General features: G+C 46.3%; 22 protein-coding genes. 17 read left to right on the forward strand and 5 right to left on the reverse strand.

The window, feature by feature from the left end; translation table 11 throughout:
- A partial coding sequence (locus tag B9J87_RS12145; RefSeq protein ID WP_303396263.1) for a transketolase family protein occupies positions 1-1,205 on the reverse strand: 1,205 nt, incomplete at its 3' end.
- 329 nt (positions 1,206-1,534) lie between these two features.
- On the opposite strand from B9J87_RS12145, the gene metK reads away from it, so the two are divergent.
- From metK to ruvX, 7 genes are all read left to right on the forward strand, one after another.
- A complete protein-coding gene (metK, locus tag B9J87_RS12150; RefSeq protein WP_026027375.1) occupies positions 1,535-2,689 on the forward strand; it encodes a methionine adenosyltransferase in 1,155 nt (384 codons plus the stop codon).
- Positions 2,690-2,756: 67 nt separating this feature from the next.
- Positions 2,757-3,257, forward strand: a complete 501-nt coding sequence (locus B9J87_RS12155; RefSeq protein WP_017045505.1) for a SprT family zinc-dependent metalloprotease — start codon at positions 2,757-2,759, stop codon at positions 3,255-3,257.
- Positions 3,258-3,390: 133 nt separating this feature from the next.
- Entirely contained in the window at positions 3,391-4,098 is a 708-nt protein-coding gene (gene endA, locus B9J87_RS12160; protein WP_094150972.1) for a deoxyribonuclease I, read from the forward strand.
- Positions 4,099-4,206: 108 nt separating this feature from the next.
- The gene (gene rsmE / locus B9J87_RS12165) at positions 4,207-4,938 is read left to right on the forward strand and encodes a 16S rRNA (uracil(1498)-N(3))-methyltransferase (protein WP_013857814.1); all 732 of its coding nucleotides are present in this window, start codon (positions 4,207-4,209) and stop codon (positions 4,936-4,938) included.
- A 13-nt stretch (positions 4,939-4,951) separates the two neighbouring features.
- Positions 4,952-5,905 carry a glutathione synthase gene (gshB, locus tag B9J87_RS12170; RefSeq protein ID WP_040122940.1) on the forward strand — a complete coding sequence of 318 codons (954 nt, stop codon included), beginning with the start codon at positions 4,952-4,954 and terminating at the stop codon, positions 5,903-5,905.
- Between the two features lie 46 nt (positions 5,906-5,951).
- Positions 5,952-6,515 carry a YqgE/AlgH family protein gene (locus B9J87_RS12175; protein ID WP_013857816.1) on the forward strand — a complete coding sequence of 188 codons (564 nt, stop codon included), beginning with the start codon at positions 5,952-5,954 and terminating at the stop codon, positions 6,513-6,515.
- An 85-nt stretch (positions 6,516-6,600) separates the two neighbouring features.
- Complete coding sequence (ruvX, locus tag B9J87_RS12180) at positions 6,601-7,029, forward strand: Holliday junction resolvase RuvX (RefSeq protein ID WP_010320648.1); 429 nt, start codon at positions 6,601-6,603, stop codon at positions 7,027-7,029.
- Positions 7,030-7,097: 68 nt separating this feature from the next.
- On the opposite strand, the gene B9J87_RS12185 is transcribed toward ruvX, so the two are convergent.
- Together B9J87_RS12185 and B9J87_RS12190 are read right to left on the reverse strand one after the other, a co-directional pair.
- Entirely contained in the window at positions 7,098-8,204 is a 1,107-nt protein-coding gene (locus B9J87_RS12185) for a PilT/PilU family type 4a pilus ATPase (protein ID WP_094150974.1), read from the reverse strand.
- Positions 8,205-8,214: 10 nt separating this feature from the next.
- Complete coding sequence (locus B9J87_RS12190; protein ID WP_013857819.1) at positions 8,215-9,252, reverse strand: type IV pilus twitching motility protein PilT; 1,038 nt, start codon at positions 9,250-9,252, stop codon at positions 8,215-8,217.
- 25 nt (positions 9,253-9,277) lie between these two features.
- On the opposite strand from B9J87_RS12190, the gene B9J87_RS12195 reads away from it, so the two are divergent.
- The 7 genes from B9J87_RS12195 (at position 9,278) to hemW (ending at position 14,020) form a co-directional block, all read left to right on the forward strand.
- The gene (locus B9J87_RS12195) at positions 9,278-9,979 is read left to right on the forward strand and encodes a YggS family pyridoxal phosphate-dependent enzyme (protein WP_017048292.1); all 702 of its coding nucleotides are present in this window, start codon (positions 9,278-9,280) and stop codon (positions 9,977-9,979) included.
- 61 nt (positions 9,980-10,040) lie between these two features.
- Positions 10,041-10,859 carry a pyrroline-5-carboxylate reductase gene (gene proC, locus B9J87_RS12200; protein WP_094150976.1) on the forward strand — a complete coding sequence of 273 codons (819 nt, stop codon included), beginning with the start codon at positions 10,041-10,043 and terminating at the stop codon, positions 10,857-10,859.
- Between the two features lie 70 nt (positions 10,860-10,929).
- Positions 10,930-11,487 carry a YggT family protein gene (locus B9J87_RS12205; protein ID WP_094150978.1) on the forward strand — a complete coding sequence of 186 codons (558 nt, stop codon included), beginning with the start codon at positions 10,930-10,932 and terminating at the stop codon, positions 11,485-11,487.
- A complete protein-coding gene (yggU, locus tag B9J87_RS12210; protein ID WP_094150987.1) occupies positions 11,487-11,777 on the forward strand; it encodes a DUF167 family protein YggU in 291 nt (96 codons plus the stop codon). Before B9J87_RS12205 ends, yggU begins: the two co-directional genes overlap by 1 nt.
- Before the next feature lie 42 nt (positions 11,778-11,819).
- Positions 11,820-12,251 (forward strand): DUF4426 domain-containing protein, encoded by a 432-nt coding sequence (locus B9J87_RS12215; protein ID WP_013857823.1) that lies wholly within the window; start codon positions 11,820-11,822, stop codon positions 12,249-12,251.
- Between the two features lie 12 nt (positions 12,252-12,263).
- On the forward strand, positions 12,264-12,863 hold the full coding sequence (locus B9J87_RS12220) for an XTP/dITP diphosphatase (protein WP_017042394.1): 600 nt from the start codon (positions 12,264-12,266) through the stop codon (positions 12,861-12,863).
- A complete protein-coding gene (hemW, locus tag B9J87_RS12225) occupies positions 12,863-14,020 on the forward strand; it encodes a radical SAM family heme chaperone HemW (RefSeq protein ID WP_094150988.1) in 1,158 nt (385 codons plus the stop codon). The genes B9J87_RS12220 and hemW overlap by 1 nt, the downstream gene beginning before the upstream one ends.
- Before the next feature lie 83 nt (positions 14,021-14,103).
- Here the strand turns inward: hemW and glsB are convergent, their stop codons facing one another.
- Complete coding sequence (gene glsB, locus B9J87_RS12230) at positions 14,104-15,024, reverse strand: glutaminase B (RefSeq protein ID WP_026028230.1); 921 nt, start codon at positions 15,022-15,024, stop codon at positions 14,104-14,106.
- A gap of 143 nt (positions 15,025-15,167) precedes the next feature.
- Positions 15,168-15,887 (reverse strand): tRNA (guanosine(46)-N7)-methyltransferase TrmB, encoded by a 720-nt coding sequence (trmB, locus tag B9J87_RS12235; RefSeq protein WP_026027213.1) that lies wholly within the window; start codon positions 15,885-15,887, stop codon positions 15,168-15,170.
- A 175-nt stretch (positions 15,888-16,062) separates the two neighbouring features.
- On the opposite strand from trmB, the gene mutY reads away from it, so the two are divergent.
- From mutY to mltC, 3 genes are all read left to right on the forward strand, one after another.
- Positions 16,063-17,118, forward strand: a complete 1,056-nt coding sequence (gene mutY, locus B9J87_RS12240) for an A/G-specific adenine glycosylase (RefSeq protein ID WP_013857828.1) — start codon at positions 16,063-16,065, stop codon at positions 17,116-17,118.
- 21 nt (positions 17,119-17,139) lie between these two features.
- On the forward strand, positions 17,140-17,412 hold the full coding sequence (locus tag B9J87_RS12245; RefSeq protein ID WP_010320634.1) for an oxidative damage protection protein: 273 nt from the start codon (positions 17,140-17,142) through the stop codon (positions 17,410-17,412).
- Positions 17,413-17,490: 78 nt separating this feature from the next.
- Positions 17,491-18,621, forward strand: coding sequence for a membrane-bound lytic murein transglycosylase MltC (gene mltC / locus B9J87_RS12250; protein WP_094150989.1), 1,131 nt, complete (start codon positions 17,491-17,493; stop codon positions 18,619-18,621).
- Positions 18,622-18,788: the final 167 nt, after the last annotated feature.

Below are 18,788 nucleotides of genomic sequence, written 5' to 3' on the forward strand. Positions count from 1 at the left end.
GCCGTGAGCGATTGAGAGCCCGACCACATGGTGAGGTTAGACGGTGCCAAGTCCGCCGAGCCGCCCATAAATTCTGGCAGCATTTTACCAAACGCTTCCAGCGCATTTTGTGACGCTTTACGTGACGCAATATTGGCTGGGTTAGCTTGAAGGTCAGCAATAATTTGACTCGCTTTCGCTTCCCATTCTGCTGGCAACTCGCCATTTACGCGGCGTTTAAACTCAGCGGCTTCGGCTGGGTAAGCGGCGGCGTAGGCTTCAAACTTGGCGTTCCAATCGGTTTCTTTTGCTTGGCCAGCTTCTTTGGCATCCCACTGCGCGTAAATGTCGGCAGGGATGTGGAAAGGTGCATGCGGCCAACCCAAGAATTCACGCGCCGCTTTGATTTCTTCAGCGCCTAAAGGGGCACCGTGACAGTCGTGTGAGCCCGCTTTGTTTGGCGAGCCAAAACCGATGATGGTTTTGGTGCAAATCAAGGTTGGACGAGGGTCTGCTTTCGCAGCCTCAATCGCGGCATTAATCGCTTCAGCGTTATGGCCATCAACCGCAGCAATAACATGCCAGCCGTACGCTTCAAAACGTTTTGGCGTGTCATCAGAGAACCAGCCTTCCACATGACCATCGATAGAAATGCCGTTGTCATCCCAAAACGCAATCAGTTTGCCAAGGCCCAGTGTGCCCGCCAGAGAACACGCCTCGTGCGAGATGCCTTCCATCAAACAACCATCACCCATGAACACATAAGTGAAGTGGTCAACGATGTCGTGCCCCGGTTTGTTGAACTGCGCCGCCAGTGCTTTTTCAGCCATCGCCATGCCGACCGCATTGGTAATACCTTGGCCTAGTGGGCCCGTGGTGGTTTCAATGCCCGGCGCGTAACCGTATTCTGGGTGACCCGGTGTTTTTGAGTGTAATTGACGGAAGTTTTTCAAATCATCAATCGACAGCGCGTAACCGCTCAGGTGCAATAAAGAGTAAATCAGCATTGAGCCGTGGCCGTTTGACAGCACAAAACGGTCGCGGTCAGCCCATTGTGGGTTTTGTGGGTTATGGTTTAAGTGACTACGCCAAAGAACTTCGGCGATATCGGCCATACCCATCGGTGCACCGGGGTGACCAGAGTTAGCTTGTTGAACACCGTCCATACTAAGAGCACGGATGGCATTGGCGAGTTCTTTATTAGAAACAAGGTTACGGGAAGACATGTCTGCTCCTGAGTGCATTAAGCGAATTCAAATTAACGGAAATGGGCTGAAAATAGCGCGGCTATTCTCTCAAAGCACTTTTCTCACTGCAAACGTTTTACTGGAGAAATAGTGCTCTTTAGCGCTTATTTTTAGGATAAAAAACCAAACTCCAATTTTTCATCTAAATTTAAGCAAACGTTTGGTTTACAGACAGGCGTAAAAATAACTTGTAATTCGACCATTCAAAACTAGAATAGACGTCTAGATGTAGAAACACCTACATAAACTAATGAATAACGATGGTGAGCGAAGCTTGCCATAGTCCAACGATTAAAAGTGGAGCTCTCATGGTTAAGCACCTGTTTACTTCTGAATCCGTTTCAGAAGGCCATCCAGATAAAATTGCAGACCAAATTTCTGATGCAGTTTTGGATGCGATTCTAGAACAAGACATCAAAGCGCGCGTTGCTTGTGAAACTTACGTGAAAACCGGCATGGTCATGGTTGGTGGTGAAATCACTACCTCTGCATGGGTGGACATTGAAGAGCTTACTCGCCAAACCGTTCGTGAAATTGGTTACGTCAACTCAGAGATGGGTTTCGATGCCAATTCTTGCGCCGTTTTGAATACCATTGGTAAACAGTCACCTGATATCAACCAAGGTGTTGATAAGGCCGATCCTAAAGAACAAGGCGCCGGTGACCAAGGTATTATGTTCGGTTACGCGACCAACGAAACTGAAATCTTGATGCCAGCACCGATCACCTACGCTCACCGCTTGATGCAAAAACAAGCAGAAGTGCGTAAAAATGGCACGCTTTCTTGGCTACGTCCTGATGCAAAATCTCAAGTTACCTTCCAATATGACCAAGGTAAAATTGTCGGAATTGATGCAGTCGTTCTTTCAACGCAACATTGCGACTCTATCTCGACAGCTGACCTACGCGAAGGCGTCATGGAAGAGATCATTAAGCCTGTGTTGCCAGCCGAGTGGCTTAGCAAAGAGACCAAATTCTTCATCAACCCAACCGGTCGTTTTGTGATTGGCGGCCCAATGGGTGACTGTGGTTTAACTGGTCGTAAGATCATTGTTGATACCTACGGCGGCGCAGCGCGTCACGGTGGTGGTGCATTCTCTGGTAAAGATCCATCAAAAGTAGACCGTAGTGCAGCCTACGCGGCGCGTTATGTAGCGAAAAACATCGTAGCGGCAGGCCTTGCTGACCGCTGTGAAATTCAGTTGTCATACGCCATTGGTATCGCAGATCCAACCTCAATCATGGTCGAAACCTTTGGTACTGAAAAAGTATCACAAGAGATCATCATTGAAGCGGTACGCCAGCACTTCGACCTACGCCCATACGGCCTACAAGAAATGCTCAATTTGCTGCAACCGATCTACAAGAAAACCGCCGCTTACGGTCACTTCGGCCGTGAAGAGTTTCCTTGGGAAGCGACTGACAAAGCCGCCATCCTGCGTGACTTTGCTGGCTTGAAGTAATTTTCAACCTAGTTTAAATTTGTAAGCCCTTGCTCATTCGCAAGGGCTTTTTTCTAGGAATGAATCTGTGCCTAATTTTGAGCTACATTACCGCGCGCAAGTAAAAGCAAAACAGTGCATCACAACCGCTCGTCACTATTTTCAACACGACTTCCCTATGCCGAGTATCAGCTATCAGTTACGGGGAAAGGCGGCAGGTAAGGCTTATTTACAACGTTGGGAGATCAGACTGAATCCAGTGCTGTTTGCTGAAAATCAACGCGCCTTTCTCGATGAAGTGATCCCACATGAAATCGCCCACCTAATTACCTACCAGCGCTATGGTCGTGTTCGTCCACACGGTAAAGAGTGGCAGGCCGTGATGAATCAAGTGTTTCATTTGCCAGCCAATACCACTCATCGCTTTGAAGTCTCTTCTGTGCAAGGCAAAACCTTTGAATATCACTGCGCCTGTGCGCATTATCCGCTCACTGTCCGTCGTCACAATAAAGTGATGCGCAATCAAGCCACCTACCGCTGTCAACACTGTGCACAAACGCTCCATTTTACTGGCGTGCAGCTTTCCTAAATAAACTTTGGTTGCTGCTACTTGAATCTACAGCTGTGTGGTTACACCCATCTGCAATTAACAACAAAAACATCATTTATTATTCTTTAATCTGAGTGTTAGACTAATAAAAACCATACTTATATCAGTCTAAATGATGTCCTATTTTCGCTTATTGCTTGTGAATAGCAGCTTAGCTTTGTTCTCGTTTTGTGCCCTAGCTGCGCCTCCCGCTTCCTTTTCTCAAGCTAAAAAAGAAGCATTGAAAATCTATCATGATCATCCAGTGAGCTTTTACTGCGGTTGTGACATTGCATGGCAAGGTAAGAAAGGCACGCCCGACTTACAAACTTGTGGTTACCAAGTTCGCAAACAACAAACTCGCGCCAGCCGTATTGAATGGGAACACGTCGTCCCTGCTTGGCAATTTGGCCACCAGCGTCAGTGCTGGCAACAAGGTGGGCGTAAAAATTGCACCAAAAATGATACTATTTTTCGTTCGATGGAAGCTGACCTCCACAACCTGACGCCGGCGATTGGCGAAGTCAACGGTGACCGTTCAAACTACAATTTCAGTCAGTGGAATGGCGTAGAGGGTGAAAGCTATGGCCGTTGTGAAATGCAGGTCGATTTTAAACAACGCAAAGTCATGCCACCCGATAGAGCACGTGGCTCAATTGCTCGTACCTATCTGTACATGAGTCAAAACTATGGCTTTCAGTTATCCAAGTCCCAAACACAACTAATGCAAGCTTGGAATCGCCAATACCCAGCCGATGAGTGGGAATGCAAACGCGATCAGCGAATTGCCAAAGTTCAAGGCAACCACAACCCATTTGTGCAGCAACAGTGCCGTTCATGAGGTACTTTTTGTGGGCTATTTTCGTGATTGAAACTCGCCCTTGCCCCTTGTTTTTTCAGTGTAAAGCATCCATGTTAATGGCTATTCAACGTCAGGTAGGAACTATCCATGCGTATCCCTAGAATTTATCATCCGACTCCTCTTCAACCCTCAAGCATTATTGCTCTCAATGATGATGCGGCTGGGCATATTGGCAGGGTGTTACGCATGCAAGCGGGCCAAGAAGTACTGCTTTTTGATGGCAGCGGCGCGGAATTCCCAGCGGAAATTACCGAGGTCAGCAAAAAAAATGTGCTGGTCAATGTGTTGAAAAGAGTCGAAAGCAGCTGTGAATCGCCTCTTAATTTACACCTTGGGCAGGTGATCTCGCGTGGAGACAAGATGGAGTTCACCATTCAAAAATCGGTCGAACTTGGCGTCAATACCATCACGCCTTTGATTTCTGAACGTTGCGGCGTGAAATTAGATGCCAAACGTTTTGAGAAAAAACTTGAACAGTGGCAAAAAATTGCAATCAGCGCTTGTGAGCAGTGCGGCCGCAATATAGTGCCGCTGATCCGCCCAATTATGCAGTTGGAAGAGTGGTGTGCCGAACCCAGTGATGCGCTCAAGCTCAACTTACATCCACGTGCGAAGTATTCGATTAATACCCTGCCTCAACCCATCAATAAAGTCCGTTTGTTGATTGGCCCTGAAGGGGGCTTATCAGAATCAGAAATTAGCATGACTGAACAGTATCATTTTGAAGAAACCTTGCTAGGCCCACGCGTACTGCGTACTGAAACTGCGGCCTTAACGGCTATTACTGCTCTTCAAGTTCGCTTTGGCGATCTTGGCTAACCGGAGAAAAACAATGATTAAACTTGGTATCGTCATGGACCCTATCTCGTCCATTAACATCAAAAAAGATTCCAGCTTTGCCATGTTGCTAGAAGCGCAGCGTCGTGGTTATGAAATCCACTATATGGAGATGAATGATCTACACTTAGATCAAGGTGTCGCTTTTGCCGATACCAAAGTGGTGACATTAAAAGAAGATCCGAACGGTTGGTATGAGTTTTTATCTGAGCAAACTATTCCACTGGCTGATCTCGATGCCGTATTGATGCGTAAAGATCCGCCGTTTGACACTGAATATATCTACGCAACCTACATTCTAGAACGAGCAGAAGAAGCAGGAACATTAATCGTCAATAAGCCGCAAAGCTTACGTGACTGCAATGAGAAACTGTTTACGGCATGGTTCCCTGAACTAACACCAACCACCATAGTGACGCGTAAAGCAGAAAAAATTAAAGCCTTCCGCGCGCAACATGGTGATGTGATTTTAAAACCGTTAGACGGTATGGGCGGGGCATCTATCTTCCGCGTTAAAGAGGGTGATCCAAACGTATCTGTCATTATCGAAACATTAACTAACCACGGCCAAAACTACTGTATGGCGCAAACTTTTGTACCTGACATCAGCAACGGTGATAAACGTATTTTAGTGGTCGATGGTGAACCAATGCCTTACTGCCTAGCGCGAATTCCGGCACAAGGTGAAACCCGTGGCAATTTGGCAGCTGGTGGCCGTGGTGAAGCGCGTCCGCTAAGCGAAACCGATAAAAAAATTGCTCAAACTATTGCTCCAACATTGAAAGAAAAAGGCTTAATCTTTGTCGGACTTGACGTTATTGGCGACAAGCTCACTGAGATCAACGTGACGAGCCCTACGTGTATTCGTGAAATAGAGGCCGCCTTTGATATCTCAATTACCGGTAAGTTGATGGACGCGATTGAGCGTCGAATCAACAAGTCATGCTGAACTGGGCAAACTCTTGCCCAGTAATTTGCGATAGGTTGGAGGCAGTATGAATCTTACAAATCATTTTTTAGTCGCCATGCCAAGTATGAGAGACCCTTACTTCAAGCACAGTGTTATTTACATCTGTGAGCACAATGAAGAGGGGGCGATGGGCTTGATGATTAATGTGCCGATTGATATCACCGTGGGCGGCATGTTAAACCAAGTCGATGTTGAGCCAAGCTACCCGAAGCTTCAACTTGATAGCCTAAAAAGGCCCGTATTGAATGGCGGTCCTGTTTCTGAAGATCGTGGGTTTATTCTACATCGACCGAAAGATCATTATGAATCCAGCATCCGTATGAGCGATGACATTGCCGTCACCACATCGAAAGATATTTTAGCGGTACTGGGCACGGATGCCGAACCAAGTCACTATCTTGTGGCTCTGGGTTATTCAGGCTGGGAGCCGGGTCAGCTTGAGTTAGAGCTGGCTGAAAATTCTTGGTTAACCATTGAGGCCGATCCAGATGTTATCTTTAATACGCCCATTCACGATAAGTGGAATCAGGCGATTAAAAAACTCGGCATTGACCCCATCCAACTCTCAGCGCAAGCTGGGCATGCTTAACTTTTACGGCTCTAACCTTTACTACGGCTCTAACTAGGTAACGCGCCTTTTTAGAGCCTTTATTGCACCATTCAAGATACTGATTATGACATCCAGAACCATTATGGCTTTTGACTTTGGCACCAAAAGCATCGGCAGCGCGATTGGCCAAGAAGTTACAGGTACCGCATCGCCACTTAAAGCCTTTAAAGCCAATGACGGAATTCCACATTGGCAAGAGATCGAAAAGCAGATCAAAGAGTGGCAACCCCATTTATTGGTGGTAGGGCTACCAACAGATTTGCACGGCAAAGCGTTGGAAACCATTACTCCGCGAGCCAAAAAATTTGCGCAGCGTTTACACGGGCGCTTTGGCTTACCCGTCGAGATGCATGACGAACGGCTTTCAACCCGGGAAGCCCGCGCCGACTTATTTGCCATGGGCGGCTATAAAGCGCTGAGCAAAGGCAATGTCGATTGCCAATCAGCTGTAGTGATCTTAGAGAGCTGGTTTGAAGCGCAATGGGGCGCGTAACTTAACTTTAATACAGCGATGCAGCACAATCCCGAATCGAGTTCGGGATTGTTCGTCTTAAACTGCGACTATTCCATATCAATCTGCACGTTATCCAATGTGCCACTGCTGATCCCTTCGCCACGCTTTGTTTTTAACATTAAACGTAAATCGTTAGCCGAGTCAGCGCTGTGCAGTGCATCTTGTTCACTGATTTTGTCCTCAACGACCAGTTGATACAGTGCTTGGTCAAAAGTCTGCATCCCCACTTCTTTTGATTTGCCCATCGTCGCTTTCAATTCGTGCATATCACCGCGGCGGATCAAATCGGAAATTCGAGGGCTGTTGAGTAAAATCTCAAACACACCATGTCGTCCCTTGCCATTTTTATCGCGGATCAACTGCTGCCCCACAACGCCTTTGAGGTTCATCGACAGATCAAACAAAAACTGCTCTTTTTGCTCTTTAGGAACCAAATGCAAAATTCGCTCAAGCGCTTGGTTGGCATTGTTAGCATGTAACGTTGCCATACATAAATGACCTGTCTCGGCAAAGGTCATCGCATATTCCATCGTTTCACGTGAACGGATCTCACCAATTAAAATCATATCAGGGGCTTGGCGCAGCGAGTTTTTCAGCGCCACTTCGTAACTCTCGGTATCCAACCCCACTTCTCGCTGGGTCACAATGCAGCGCTGATGCTCATGCACAAACTCAATCGGATCTTCCACTGTTAAAATATGCCCAGTTCGGTGCGAGTTACGATAACCCGTCATGGCCGCCATGGTGGTCGATTTGCCCGACCCCGTCGCGCCGACCACCAGCACCAGCCCACGCTTTGCAATCGAGAGATCTTGCAACACGCCCGGTAACTTTAATTCTTCAAAAGTGGGGATATGAGTTTCAATACGGCGGATCACCGCACCGGGCAGCTCACGCTGAAAAAAAGCACTGACACGAAAACGGCCAATCTCTCTCACCACTGCAAAATTGGCTTCACGTGTGCGTTGAAATTCACGGCGGCGATCCTCATCCATCATGGCATCTAACAACGCCATCACCTGCGTTTGGGATAACTTTTCGCCATGAGCTCTTAACTCTCCATCGACGCGAAATAACACTGGCGCTCCTACGGTGAGGTACAAGTCGGAAGCTTTTTGAGTCAACATACCCTCAAGACATTGGTTCAGTTCCATGAGCTCTCTCTTAAAATGGTGATGAATTGACTTCCAGTTTTTTCTGCACTTCTTCTTGATCGACAATACCTTGCGCAATCAACTGTTTAGAATTCTGTTCCATGGTTTGCATGCCATGCGCCGCACCCGTTTGGATGATGGAGTACATCTGCGCAACCTTATCCTCGCGGATCAAGTTACGAATCGCTGGAGTGGCAAGCATAATTTCATGACATGCGACGCGGCCCCCACCTAAACGTTTTAGCAACTTTTGCGCAATCACGGCTCGCAATGATTCAGAGAGCATTGAACGAACCATCTCTTTATCACTACCGGGAAACACATCAATGATCCGGTCGATGGTTTTCGCCGCAGAGCTGGTATGTAACGTGCCAAACACTAAATGCCCGGTTTCAGCCGCGGTTAACGCTAAGCTGATGGTTTCTTGATCGCGCAGCTCACCGACCAAGATTACATCCGGATCTTCGCGCAGCGCCGAGCGTAGCGCCGCTTTAAAACTGTGGGTATCTCGGTGCACTTCACGTTGGTTAACCAAACATTTATTGTTGCTATGCACAAACTCAATGGGGTCTTCAATGGTTAAAATGTGTTTGTTGTGATGAGAATTAATGTAATCAACCATTGCTGCCAGTGTGGTCGACTTACCCGACCCTGTTGGCCCAGTCACCAGCACCAATCCTTTCTCATAATTGGCGATTTTATTAAAAATGTCAGGCGCTTGTAGTTCTTCCAAGGTTGGGATCACCGTAGGAATCGTCCGGAAAACCGCAGAGCAGCCACGAGATTGATGGAAAGCATTGACACGAAAACGCCCTACATTAGGCAGCTCAAATGAGAAATCCACTTCCAGTTTCTCTTCAAATTCACTACGCTGAGCATCGTTCATGATCTCAAAAATCAAACGATGCACGTCAGCATGAGTAAAAGCAGGCACTCCGAGCTTTCTTACTTCACCATCTATCCGTACCATAGGTGGAACACCTGCAGATAGGTGTAGATCCGAAGCGTTGTGCTTTACACTAAAATCCAGTAGCTCAGCGATATCCATTTAATTTCCTTAGTAAAGTCAGGCTATGAGTAGTATTCAACAAAACATTGAACAGATCACTTCACAAATTGAAAGTGCACAACAAAAGTGTGGACGCGCTCGAGAGAGAGTGCAACTTTTAGCGGTCAGTAAGACCAAACCTGTCGAGGCGATTCTAGAAGCAGCGCGCGCTGGGCAACGTTTATTTGGTGAAAACTATGTGCAAGAGGGCGCGGATAAAGTTCAATACTTCAATACCTTGCACCCCGAACTGGATTTAGAATGGCACTTTATCGGCCCAATTCAGTCCAATAAATCGCGCATTGTGGCCGAGAACTTTGCTTGGGTGCATACGGTGGATCGAAGTAAAATTGCCCAGCGTTTAAATGATCAACGTCCAGCAGGCATGCCACCACTACAGGTCTTGATTCAAGTCAACACCAGCGGCGAAAGCTCGAAATCGGGCATTGGTGAACACGAAATAGTTGAGTTGGCAGAGTTGATATCCGCGCTACCCAACCTCACGTTAAGAGGACTGATGTCTATTCCTGAGAATGTCCCCGATTACGCTGCACAACTTGCCGCATTTCAAAAACTGGCGAGCTTACAAGCGCAATTGTCTGAACGGTTTTCAGGGTTAGATACGCTCTCAATGGGCATGAGTGGCGACATGCAAGCGGCGATTGAAGCTGGTAGCACTATGGTTAGGATCGGCACCGCTATTTTTGGTGCGCGTGATTACGCTTAGCACTGGCTTATCTATCAACCACACAATAATCAATCAGCGACAAGCAATTAGAGGTCAGCAGATGCAGCAGAGAAACATCACTTTTATCGGTGCAGGCAATATGGCCAAAGCAATTATTGCAGGCTTAGTCGCCAGCGGTTATCCATCTGATAGAATTACCGCGACCGCACCGTCAGAAACAAGACGCAAACCACTGGAAAGTGCTTATGGCATTCACACCACCAGCGATAATCTTGCCGCAGCGCAGCAAGCCGATGTGGTGGTACTGGCGGTCAAACCGCAGTTGATGGCCAGTGTCTGTCAACCTTTGCAATCCATTGATTTTAGAAATAAGTTGGTGATCTCCATTGCAGCAGGTGTTTCTGCGGCGCGCCTTAATGAGATGCTGGCGACCGAACTGCAACTAGTACGCGCCATGCCCAATACACCTTCGCTGATCAATCGAGGCATGAGCGGTCTATTTGCCACTCCAAGCGTATCAGAGCAAGACAAACGCTTTACCGCACAATTGCTACAAGCCGTTGGTGAAGTGTGCTGGGTTGAAAACGAGTCCGCCATTAATGGCATCATCGCCGCCGCAGGCAGTGCGCCTGCCTACTTCTTTTTGTTTATGGAAGCGATGCAAAATGAAGCCATCGCTCAAGGCTTTGATAAAGAAACGGCCCGTTTGTTAGTACAACAAGCGGCGTTAGGCGCAGCCGAAATGGTGGTGGCAAACCCTGAGATTGAACTCTCGACATTGCGTGAACAAGTGACTTCCAAAGGCGGCACCACCGCCGAGGCGATTCGCACCTTTAACGAGCATCAACTTACCAATATCGTTGCACAAGCGATGCAAGCGGCCGTAACTCGTGCACAAGAAATGGAAAAACTGTTTTAATCCTAGTGGCGTTTCACTAAGCTATAGCGCAAAAGCGCAAACGACACTCTACTCATATTAAGGGCTAGCTATGAATTCAATGAGTTTTTTGATCTCCACCCTGTTTGATCTGTACATCATGGTCGTAATTTTACGCATCTGGTTACAAGCAGCGCGTGCCGATTTCTATAACCCATTCTCCCAGTTTATCGTCAAAGCAACACAACCTGTGGTTGGCCCACTGCGCCGAGCGATTCCATCCATTGGTAGCCTAGATTTGGCCACGGTTCTCTTTGTGTACGTGCTGTGCGTATTGAAATTTATTGCCTTAATGCTGGTGGCATCAGGTGGTGCGGTTAGTTTTAGCGTCTACTTTTTATTCTTAGGCTTACTCTCGTTAGTCAAAGCCGCTGGCGGTTTACTGTTCTGGGTACTGTTGATCCGCGCCATTCTCAGTTGGGTTAGCCAAGGCCGCAGCCCGATTGAATACGTATTTCATCAATTAACCGAGCCGATGCTTGCGCCGATCCGCCGTATCCTACCAGCGATGGGTGGTTTTGATTTAAGTGTATTGGTGCTGTTTATTGTGCTGCAGTTTGCGAACTTCCTAATGGGCGATTTTATTGGCCCAGTATGGTATCAGTTGTAATGTCATCTGCTGTTTGGCAAGAGGGAGAGGATCTAATCCTCAAGCTCTACATCCAACCCAAAGCAAGCCGCGATAGTATCGTCGGCTTGCATGGTGAGGAGATCAAAATTGCCATCACAGCCCCGCCTGTTGATGGCAAAGCCAACGCGCATTTAACCAAATTCTTGGCCAAACAATTTAAAGTCGCCAAAGGTTTAATCGAGATAGAAAAAGGGGAATTGGGACGTCATAAACAAGTCCGAATTCATTCACCTCAAGTGATACCACCGCCGATTGAAGCCATCTTGTGATGGCTTTTTATTTAGCCCACTCTGTTTTGTAAGGAGCACCACATGCGTAAATGGATGATAGCGTTTGTTATAGCCTTTATTTCGCTACCCACACTCGCCGAGCAGTTTCAAACCATCAAGAATGTTGAAGTTCACTACTCAGCTTTCAACTCAACATTTTTAACGCCACAAGTGGCGCGCAGTTATCAGTTAAAACGTAATGGTTACTCGGCTATTTTAAACATCAGCGTATTAGATAACTCGGCCTTAGGTAAACCAGCTATGGAAGCGACACTCAAAGGCAATGCGAAAAACCTAATCGGTCAGGTACGTGAACTTGAATTTAAACAATTCAAAGAGGGCAACGCGATTTATTACCTCGCTGAATTCCCCATTACCAATGAAGAGAATTTGAGTTTTGACATTGAGGTTGATGCGGGCTTAAAAGGCACCGGTAAGCTTAAATTCACCCAAAAATTCTACGTCGAAGAATAGAGAAACAGTGCAATGAAAAAAATAGTATTAGCCACAGGAAACCAAGGCAAAGTACGCGAAATGGCTGATCTGCTGGTTGATTTCGGTTTTGATGTGGTGGCGCAAACAGAATTAAACGTCCCAGAAGCCGAAGAGACTGGCACCACCTTTATTGAAAATGCGATCATCAAAGCACGACATGCTGCCAAAATCACTGGCTTACCTGCGATTGCCGATGACTCCGGCTTAGAAGTGGATTATCTGCAAGGTGCTCCGGGAATTTACTCGGCGCGCTACGCTGGTGAAAATGCCAGTGACCAACAAAACCTAGAAAAATTATTAGCGGCAATGGAAGGTGTACCAGACGAACAACGCACCGCTCGTTTTCATTGCGTGCTGGTTTTCATGCGTCACGAAAATGACCCAACACCATTGGTCTGCCATGGTACGTGGCAAGGTCGCATCTTGCACCAAGCTCACGGCAGTAACGGTTTTGGTTATGATCCAATCTTCTTTGTCCCTGAAGATAACTGCGCTTCAGCTGAACTGCTACCTGCACGTAAAAAGCAGCTTTCACATCGTGGCAAAGCGCTAAAAATGCTATTTAAAACCTTAAGCGAGCAAAATTCATAATGTTGCAACCACCCGCGCTGAGTTTGTACGTGCACATCCCGTGGTGTGTACAAAAATGCCCCTATTGTGATTTTAACTCTCACGCGCTAAAGCACGATATTCCTGAACGTGAATACATTGATGCGCTATTGGAGGATCTCGATACCGATATCGCCAAATACCGCCTTACAGACCATCCTCGCCCATTGCATTCCATTTTTATTGGCGGTGGTACACCGAGTCTTTTTTCTGCTGAAGGTATTGCTCGCCTGCTACAAGGCATTGAAGCGCGTATTGCGTTTAAGCCTGGGATTGAAATCACTATGGAGGCCAACCCGGGCACGGTAGAAGCTGACCGTTTTGTTGGATATCGACAAGCAGGGGTGACGCGCATCTCGATTGGTGTGCAAAGTTTTGAGCCACAAAAACTGGCACGTTTAGGGCGAATTCATGGTCAGCAAGAAGCGGTTAATGCAGCTCAATTAGCTCATCAGATCGGCTTAAACAGCTTCAACTTAGATTTGATGCATGGCTTACCCGATCAAAACTGTGAACAAGCGCTGGCCGATTTAGACAAAGCGATTGCACTAAACCCACCTCATCTTTCTTGGTATCAACTGACCATTGAACCTAATACGGTTTTCTACTTTAAACCGCCCACTTTGCCAGATGATGACGCACTGTGGGATATTTTTGAGCTGGGTCACCAAAAATTGGCCGCCGCTGGGTACGTGCAGTATGAAATTTCTGGCTATAGCAAGCCCGGCTATCAATGCCAACACAACTTAAATTACTGGCGCTTTGGTGATTATCTAGGGATTGGTTGTGGCGCGCATGGCAAGCTCAGCTTTAACGATGGGCGTATTGTACGCACCACTAAGGTGAAACATCCGCGTGGCTATCTCAATTTACTCAAACCTTACTTGGATGACGAATTTGAAGTCGCCGCTGCGGATCGCCCTTTTGAATTCTTCATGAACCGCTTTCGCTTGATGGAACCTTGTCCGAAACAAGACTTTGTTGAAACAACTGGATTAAGTTTAAGCGTGATTCAGCCAACGATAGATTGGGCACTAGCCGAACACTATTTAACGCAAACCGAAAGTCACTGGCAAATCACAGAAAAAGGAAAACTGTTTCTTAATGACTTGCTCGAAGCCTTTATGGCTGACGACTAAAAAGATAAACCCAACAGAGATTGGCTAACCTAATCGGTAGCCAATCTTTTGCCAAAAGCACGGGCTGTCAGAGAATATTAAACTTAAAAGATAGAGCGACCAATACGCTCAGCCAAGAGTTCTAACATCTTAGTGCCCGCTAAAGAATTACCTGACGCATCAAGCTCTGGCGACCAAACCGCAATCGTCATCTCCCCAGGAACAACAGCAATAATACCGCCACCTACGCCCGATTTACCCGGCATGCCAACACGATAAGCGAACTCTCCTGCGCCATCATACAAACCGCAAGTAGCCAATAAGGCATTGATCTGCTTACTTTGTGTCGGCGTTACTATCGCTTCCTTGGTATGCACGGACACCCCTTTATTCGCCAGATAACTGAAGGTTTTCGCTAATTGAACACAGCTCATTTTAAGTGAACAAGCGTGAAAATAGTTGTGCAGGACCGGGATAACGTCATTATCGAAATTACCAAACGATCGCATCAAATAGGCGATGGCGGCATTGCGATCGCTGTGCATCATTTCTGAAGCCGCTACCACTTTGTCGTATACGATGCCCTCTTCACCCGACAACTGACGTACAAACTCCAGCAGACGCTGCCGAGGGGCTGATAAACGGCTATGCAGCATATCCGCCACCACAATAGCTCCAGCATTGATAAAAGGGTTACGCGGAATGCCCTGCTCCATTTCAAGCTGGATCATCGAATTAAACGCTTGGCCTGAAGGTTCTTTTCCGACACGAAGCCATAGCTCTTCTGGTTTATAAAGCATCATAGCAAGCGTTAAGCTCAAAGCTTTAGAGATGGATTGAATTGAGAATCCTTCCGTGGCATCTCCAGCCGAAATCACTTCACCTTGATTGGTGTAAACCGCGATCGCCAGCTTGTTATTCGGTACTTTGGCTAAAGCAGGAATGTAATCGGCGACTTTTCCTTTGCCGATCAGTGGGCGAACCTCACACAAAATATCAGCAAGTAGATTGGGTGTTAGCTTCATGGGTGACTTTACCTCGGGTGAGAAATGTTTTTCTCTATTTTTATAATGATTTTCGTAGGGCGCTAAGGCCGAAAAAGCCAACATTACAACAATGTTGGCTTTTCTTTAATCGCTAATTTTGTTGCAGCAACAAAAGTGAGTCGTTACGCGGTGCGTTTATATTTGATATCCCACACACCATGACCTAAACGGTGACCACGCGCTTCAAATTTAGTCAAAGGACGCTCTTCTGGACGAGGAATATAGTCACCTTCTGCGGCAATATTGGCAAAGCCCGGCGCTTGATTCATCACTTCAATCATATGCTCAGCGTAGTTTTCCCAATCGGTCGCCATATGAAAGATGCCCTCTTCCATTTTTAGTTTTTGACGCACCATTTCCGCAAATTCTAACTGCACAATACGGCGCTTATGGTGACGTTTTTTGTGCCAAGGATCAGGGAAGAATAGTTGCAGTGTATGCAGGCTACCATCAGGGATCATGTGTTCAAATACTTCCACTGCATCATGGCACATCACGCGTAAATTAGTCACGCCAGCATCACGAGCGGCTGACAAACAGGCGCCAACACCTGGGCTATGCACTTCAATACCAAAGAAGTTTTTTTGCGGTGCATTTTTAGCCATTTCAACTAATGAAGCGCCCATACCAAAACCAATTTCTAAAACCACCGGGTTATCGTTACCAAAAACCGCCGCCCAATCGAGCAATTGTGGCTGGAAATCAATACCCATTGTTGGCCAACATTCATTCATTGCCGCTTCTTGGCCTTTAGTTAATCGACCCTCACGACGAACGAAACTACGGATTCGACGCAGTATTTTGCCTTCTTCGGTATATTCGTTGGTGGTTACTTCACTCATTGATCTTGCCTGCACATTGATTAATCAAAGCGGGGATTATCCAAAGAATTATTCTCGGTGCAAGTGTTATCGAAATAAACTTGTTGGATAAATCCACACAATTTGTCCGTTTTACAACGTCACATTTATGTGGTGCAATTTTGCTCCACTAAAACTATAAACCAAAGAGCCTGTCGTGACACCTTTCGCTAACGCCATTTTAAAATGGTATGACGCCTATGGGCGCAAACATTTGCCGTGGCAACAAAACAAAACGGCCTACAGCGTTTGGCTGTCGGAAATTATGCTCCAACAAACTCAAGTCGCAACGGTAATCCCTTATTTCGAACGCTTCATGCAACGTTTTCCAACCGTGATTGATTTGGCCAATGCAGAACAAGACGAGGTACTGCACCTATGGACCGGCCTTGGTTATTACGCACGTGCACGCAATCTACACAAAGCAGCCAAAATAGTGGCCAGCGAATATGGCGGTGAGTTTCCCCTTGATATCGAACAGATGAATGCTCTACCGGGTATTGGCCGATCAACCGCTGCGGCGGTGCTTTCTTCGGTTTATAAGCAGCCGCACGCCATTTTAGATGGTAACGTAAAGCGTACTTTAGCCCGCTGCTTTGCTGTCGAAGGCTGGCCGGGGCAAAAAAAGGTTGAAACTCAGTTGTGGCAACATGCCGAACAAAATACGCCAGCGCAAGATGTTGATAAATATAACCAAGCCATGATGGATATGGGGGCGATGGTCTGCACACGCAGCAAACCGAAATGTACGCTCTGTCCAGTTGAATCTTTTTGCATTGCCAATAAACAAAATAACCCACTCGATTATCCGGGCAAAAAACCAAAAACAGACAAACCAACCAAACAAACCTGGTTTGTGATGCTGCACCATAACCATCAAGTATGGTTAGAACAACGCCCTCAAAGTGGAATTTGGGGTGGATTATTTTGCTTCCCTGAAAACCCCAATAGTGCCATCGAAGATCAACTTGATCACAGAGCCATCAAAGAGAGTGCTATCCGCTCTATTCGCCCACTCATCGCTTTTCGCCACACGTTTAGCCATTATCATTTAGAGATCACACCGATCTTGGTGGAGTTATCTCAACAACCGAACATCATCATGGAAGCAAGCAAAGGTCTTTGGTATAACTTAGCCCAACCGGAACAAATCGGCTTAGCCGCTCCTGTAAAACAGTTGCTAGAAAGCCTTCCATTTGAAATTAACCCTTAAAACACCGAAGAGGAAGTGACCATGAGCCGCACTGTATTTTGTGCTCGACTAAATAAAGAAGCCGACGGTTTGGATTTTCAACTGTACCCAGGTGAATTAGGTAAACGTATTTTTGACAACATCTCAAAAGAGGCTTGGGCACAATGGCAGCATAAGCAAACCATGCTGATCAACGAGAAAAAACTCAATATGATGGACCCTGAACATCGTAAATTGCTGGAAACCGAAATGACCAACTTCCTATTTGAAGGAAAAGAGGTCCATATCGAAGGCTACACGCCACCAAGCAAATAAGAGATACCTTATTTATTTCGAGGATAATCAATGACATCATGGTAAACGCTCTGATGTCATTTTTGTATTGGGAAGATAATGAGAAAGCTGACTTACTTTTTTATTGCAATGCTACTGGCCGGTTGTAGCCGAGAATTAGTTGAACGCATATACAGCGTCGACTATGAGCCGACCAACCGTTTTGCCAAAAACTTAGCGCAATTACCCGGGCAATTTGTCAAAGATACCACCGCCTTAGATGCACTGATCAGCAGTTTTTCTGGCAACATTGAGAAACGTTGGGGCAGTAAAGAGATCAAAGTGGCCGGTAAAAGCAACTATGTAAAATACATCGATAATTACCTGAGTCGTTCCGAAGTCAATTTCTCCACGGGAACCATTATTATCGAAACAGTTTCCCCAACTGACCCCAAAAAACATCTGCGCAATGCCATTATTACCACCTTGCTCACGCCTGATGATCCCGCACACGTTGACCTTTTCTCTTCACAAAATATCGAATTGAATGGTCAGCCATTTTTGTACAACCAAGTGCTTGATCAAGATAAACAACCGATCCAGTGGGGTTGGCGCGCGAATCGATTTGCTGATTATCTTATTGAAAATAAATTAAAAGTTAAGAACGTTGATTTCAAAAAAGCCTACTATGTGGAAATTCCTATGGTAGCGGATCATGCCTCTAAACGAGGTTATAAATACGCCGACATCGTGCACCGAGCCTCGAAAAAATATAACATTCCCGAAGATCTGATCTACGCGATCATAAAAACTGAAAGTAGCTTTAACCCCTACGCTGTCAGTTGGGCCAATGCGTATGGCCTGATGCAAGTGGTTCCTAAAACCGCAGGTCGAGATGTTTTTAAACTGGTCAAAAATAAATCTGGTGAGCCCAGTCCTGAATATCTGTTTGATCCCGAAAAAAATATTGATACGGGAACGGCCTATTTTTATATTCTGAAAAACCGCTACCTCAAAGAGGTCAGCCATCCAACGTCACTCGAATACAGTATGATTTCGGCCTACAACGGCGGCACAGGAGGAGTACTGAATACCTTTAGCAAAGATAGGAAACGAGCGATGAGGGACTTAAATTCACTGCAACCCAATCAAGTCTATTGGGCGCTGACCCAAAAACACCCTAATGCTGAATCGAGAAGGTACTTAGAAAAAGTAACAAAATTCAAAAAGGAATTTAACGCAGGTGGATAAAAAAGCGCAGCTTTGTCTAAATTCGCAGCAAACAAACCGTTTTTTAAAAATATTTCCAAAAAGCAGTTGACGATTGAAGGGAAAATCCGTTTAATAGCGCTCCGTTGCCCGGATAGCTCAGTCGGTAGAGCAGAGGATTGAAAATCCTCGTGTCGGTGGTTCGATTC

The sequence above is a fragment of the Vibrio sp. V19_P1S1T109 genome (assembly GCF_002241375.1).
GTDB lineage: Bacteria > Pseudomonadota > Gammaproteobacteria > Enterobacterales > Vibrionaceae > Vibrio > Vibrio anguillarum.

Bases quoted from the DNA above. Each gene is read 5' to 3' on its own strand.
- B9J87_RS12205 (WP_094150978.1), top strand. From the start codon at position 10,930: ATGAATTCAATGAGTTTTTTGATCTCCACCCTGTTTGATCTGTACATC.
- ruvX (WP_010320648.1), top strand. From the start codon at position 6,601: ATGACATCCAGAACCATTATGGCTTTTGACTTTGGCACCAAAAGCATC.
- B9J87_RS12220 (WP_017042394.1), top strand. From the start codon at position 12,264: ATGAAAAAAATAGTATTAGCCACAGGAAACCAAGGCAAAGTACGCGAA.
- B9J87_RS12185 (WP_094150974.1), bottom strand. From the start codon at position 8,204: ATGGAACTGAACCAATGTCTTGAGGGTATGTTGACTCAAAAAGCTTCC.
- B9J87_RS12245 (WP_010320634.1), top strand. From the start codon at position 17,140: ATGAGCCGCACTGTATTTTGTGCTCGACTAAATAAAGAAGCCGACGGT.
- glsB (WP_026028230.1), bottom strand. From the start codon at position 15,024: ATGAAGCTAACACCCAATCTACTTGCTGATATTTTGTGTGAGGTTCGC.
- yggU (WP_094150987.1), top strand. From the start codon at position 11,487: ATGTCATCTGCTGTTTGGCAAGAGGGAGAGGATCTAATCCTCAAGCTC.
- mltC (WP_094150989.1), top strand. From the start codon at position 17,491: ATGAGAAAGCTGACTTACTTTTTTATTGCAATGCTACTGGCCGGTTGT.
- rsmE (WP_013857814.1), top strand. From the start codon at position 4,207: ATGCGTATCCCTAGAATTTATCATCCGACTCCTCTTCAACCCTCAAGC.
- hemW (WP_094150988.1), top strand. From the start codon at position 12,863: ATGTTGCAACCACCCGCGCTGAGTTTGTACGTGCACATCCCGTGGTGT.
- B9J87_RS12195 (WP_017048292.1), top strand. From the start codon at position 9,278: ATGAGTAGTATTCAACAAAACATTGAACAGATCACTTCACAAATTGAA.
- B9J87_RS12190 (WP_013857819.1), bottom strand. From the start codon at position 9,252: ATGGATATCGCTGAGCTACTGGATTTTAGTGTAAAGCACAACGCTTCG.
- trmB (WP_026027213.1), bottom strand. From the start codon at position 15,887: ATGAGTGAAGTAACCACCAACGAATATACCGAAGAAGGCAAAATACTG.
- endA (WP_094150972.1), top strand. From the start codon at position 3,391: ATGATGTCCTATTTTCGCTTATTGCTTGTGAATAGCAGCTTAGCTTTG.
- B9J87_RS12215 (WP_013857823.1), top strand. From the start codon at position 11,820: ATGCGTAAATGGATGATAGCGTTTGTTATAGCCTTTATTTCGCTACCC.
- metK (WP_026027375.1), top strand. From the start codon at position 1,535: ATGGTTAAGCACCTGTTTACTTCTGAATCCGTTTCAGAAGGCCATCCA.
- gshB (WP_040122940.1), top strand. From the start codon at position 4,952: ATGATTAAACTTGGTATCGTCATGGACCCTATCTCGTCCATTAACATC.
- B9J87_RS12175 (WP_013857816.1), top strand. From the start codon at position 5,952: ATGAATCTTACAAATCATTTTTTAGTCGCCATGCCAAGTATGAGAGAC.
- proC (WP_094150976.1), top strand. From the start codon at position 10,041: ATGCAGCAGAGAAACATCACTTTTATCGGTGCAGGCAATATGGCCAAA.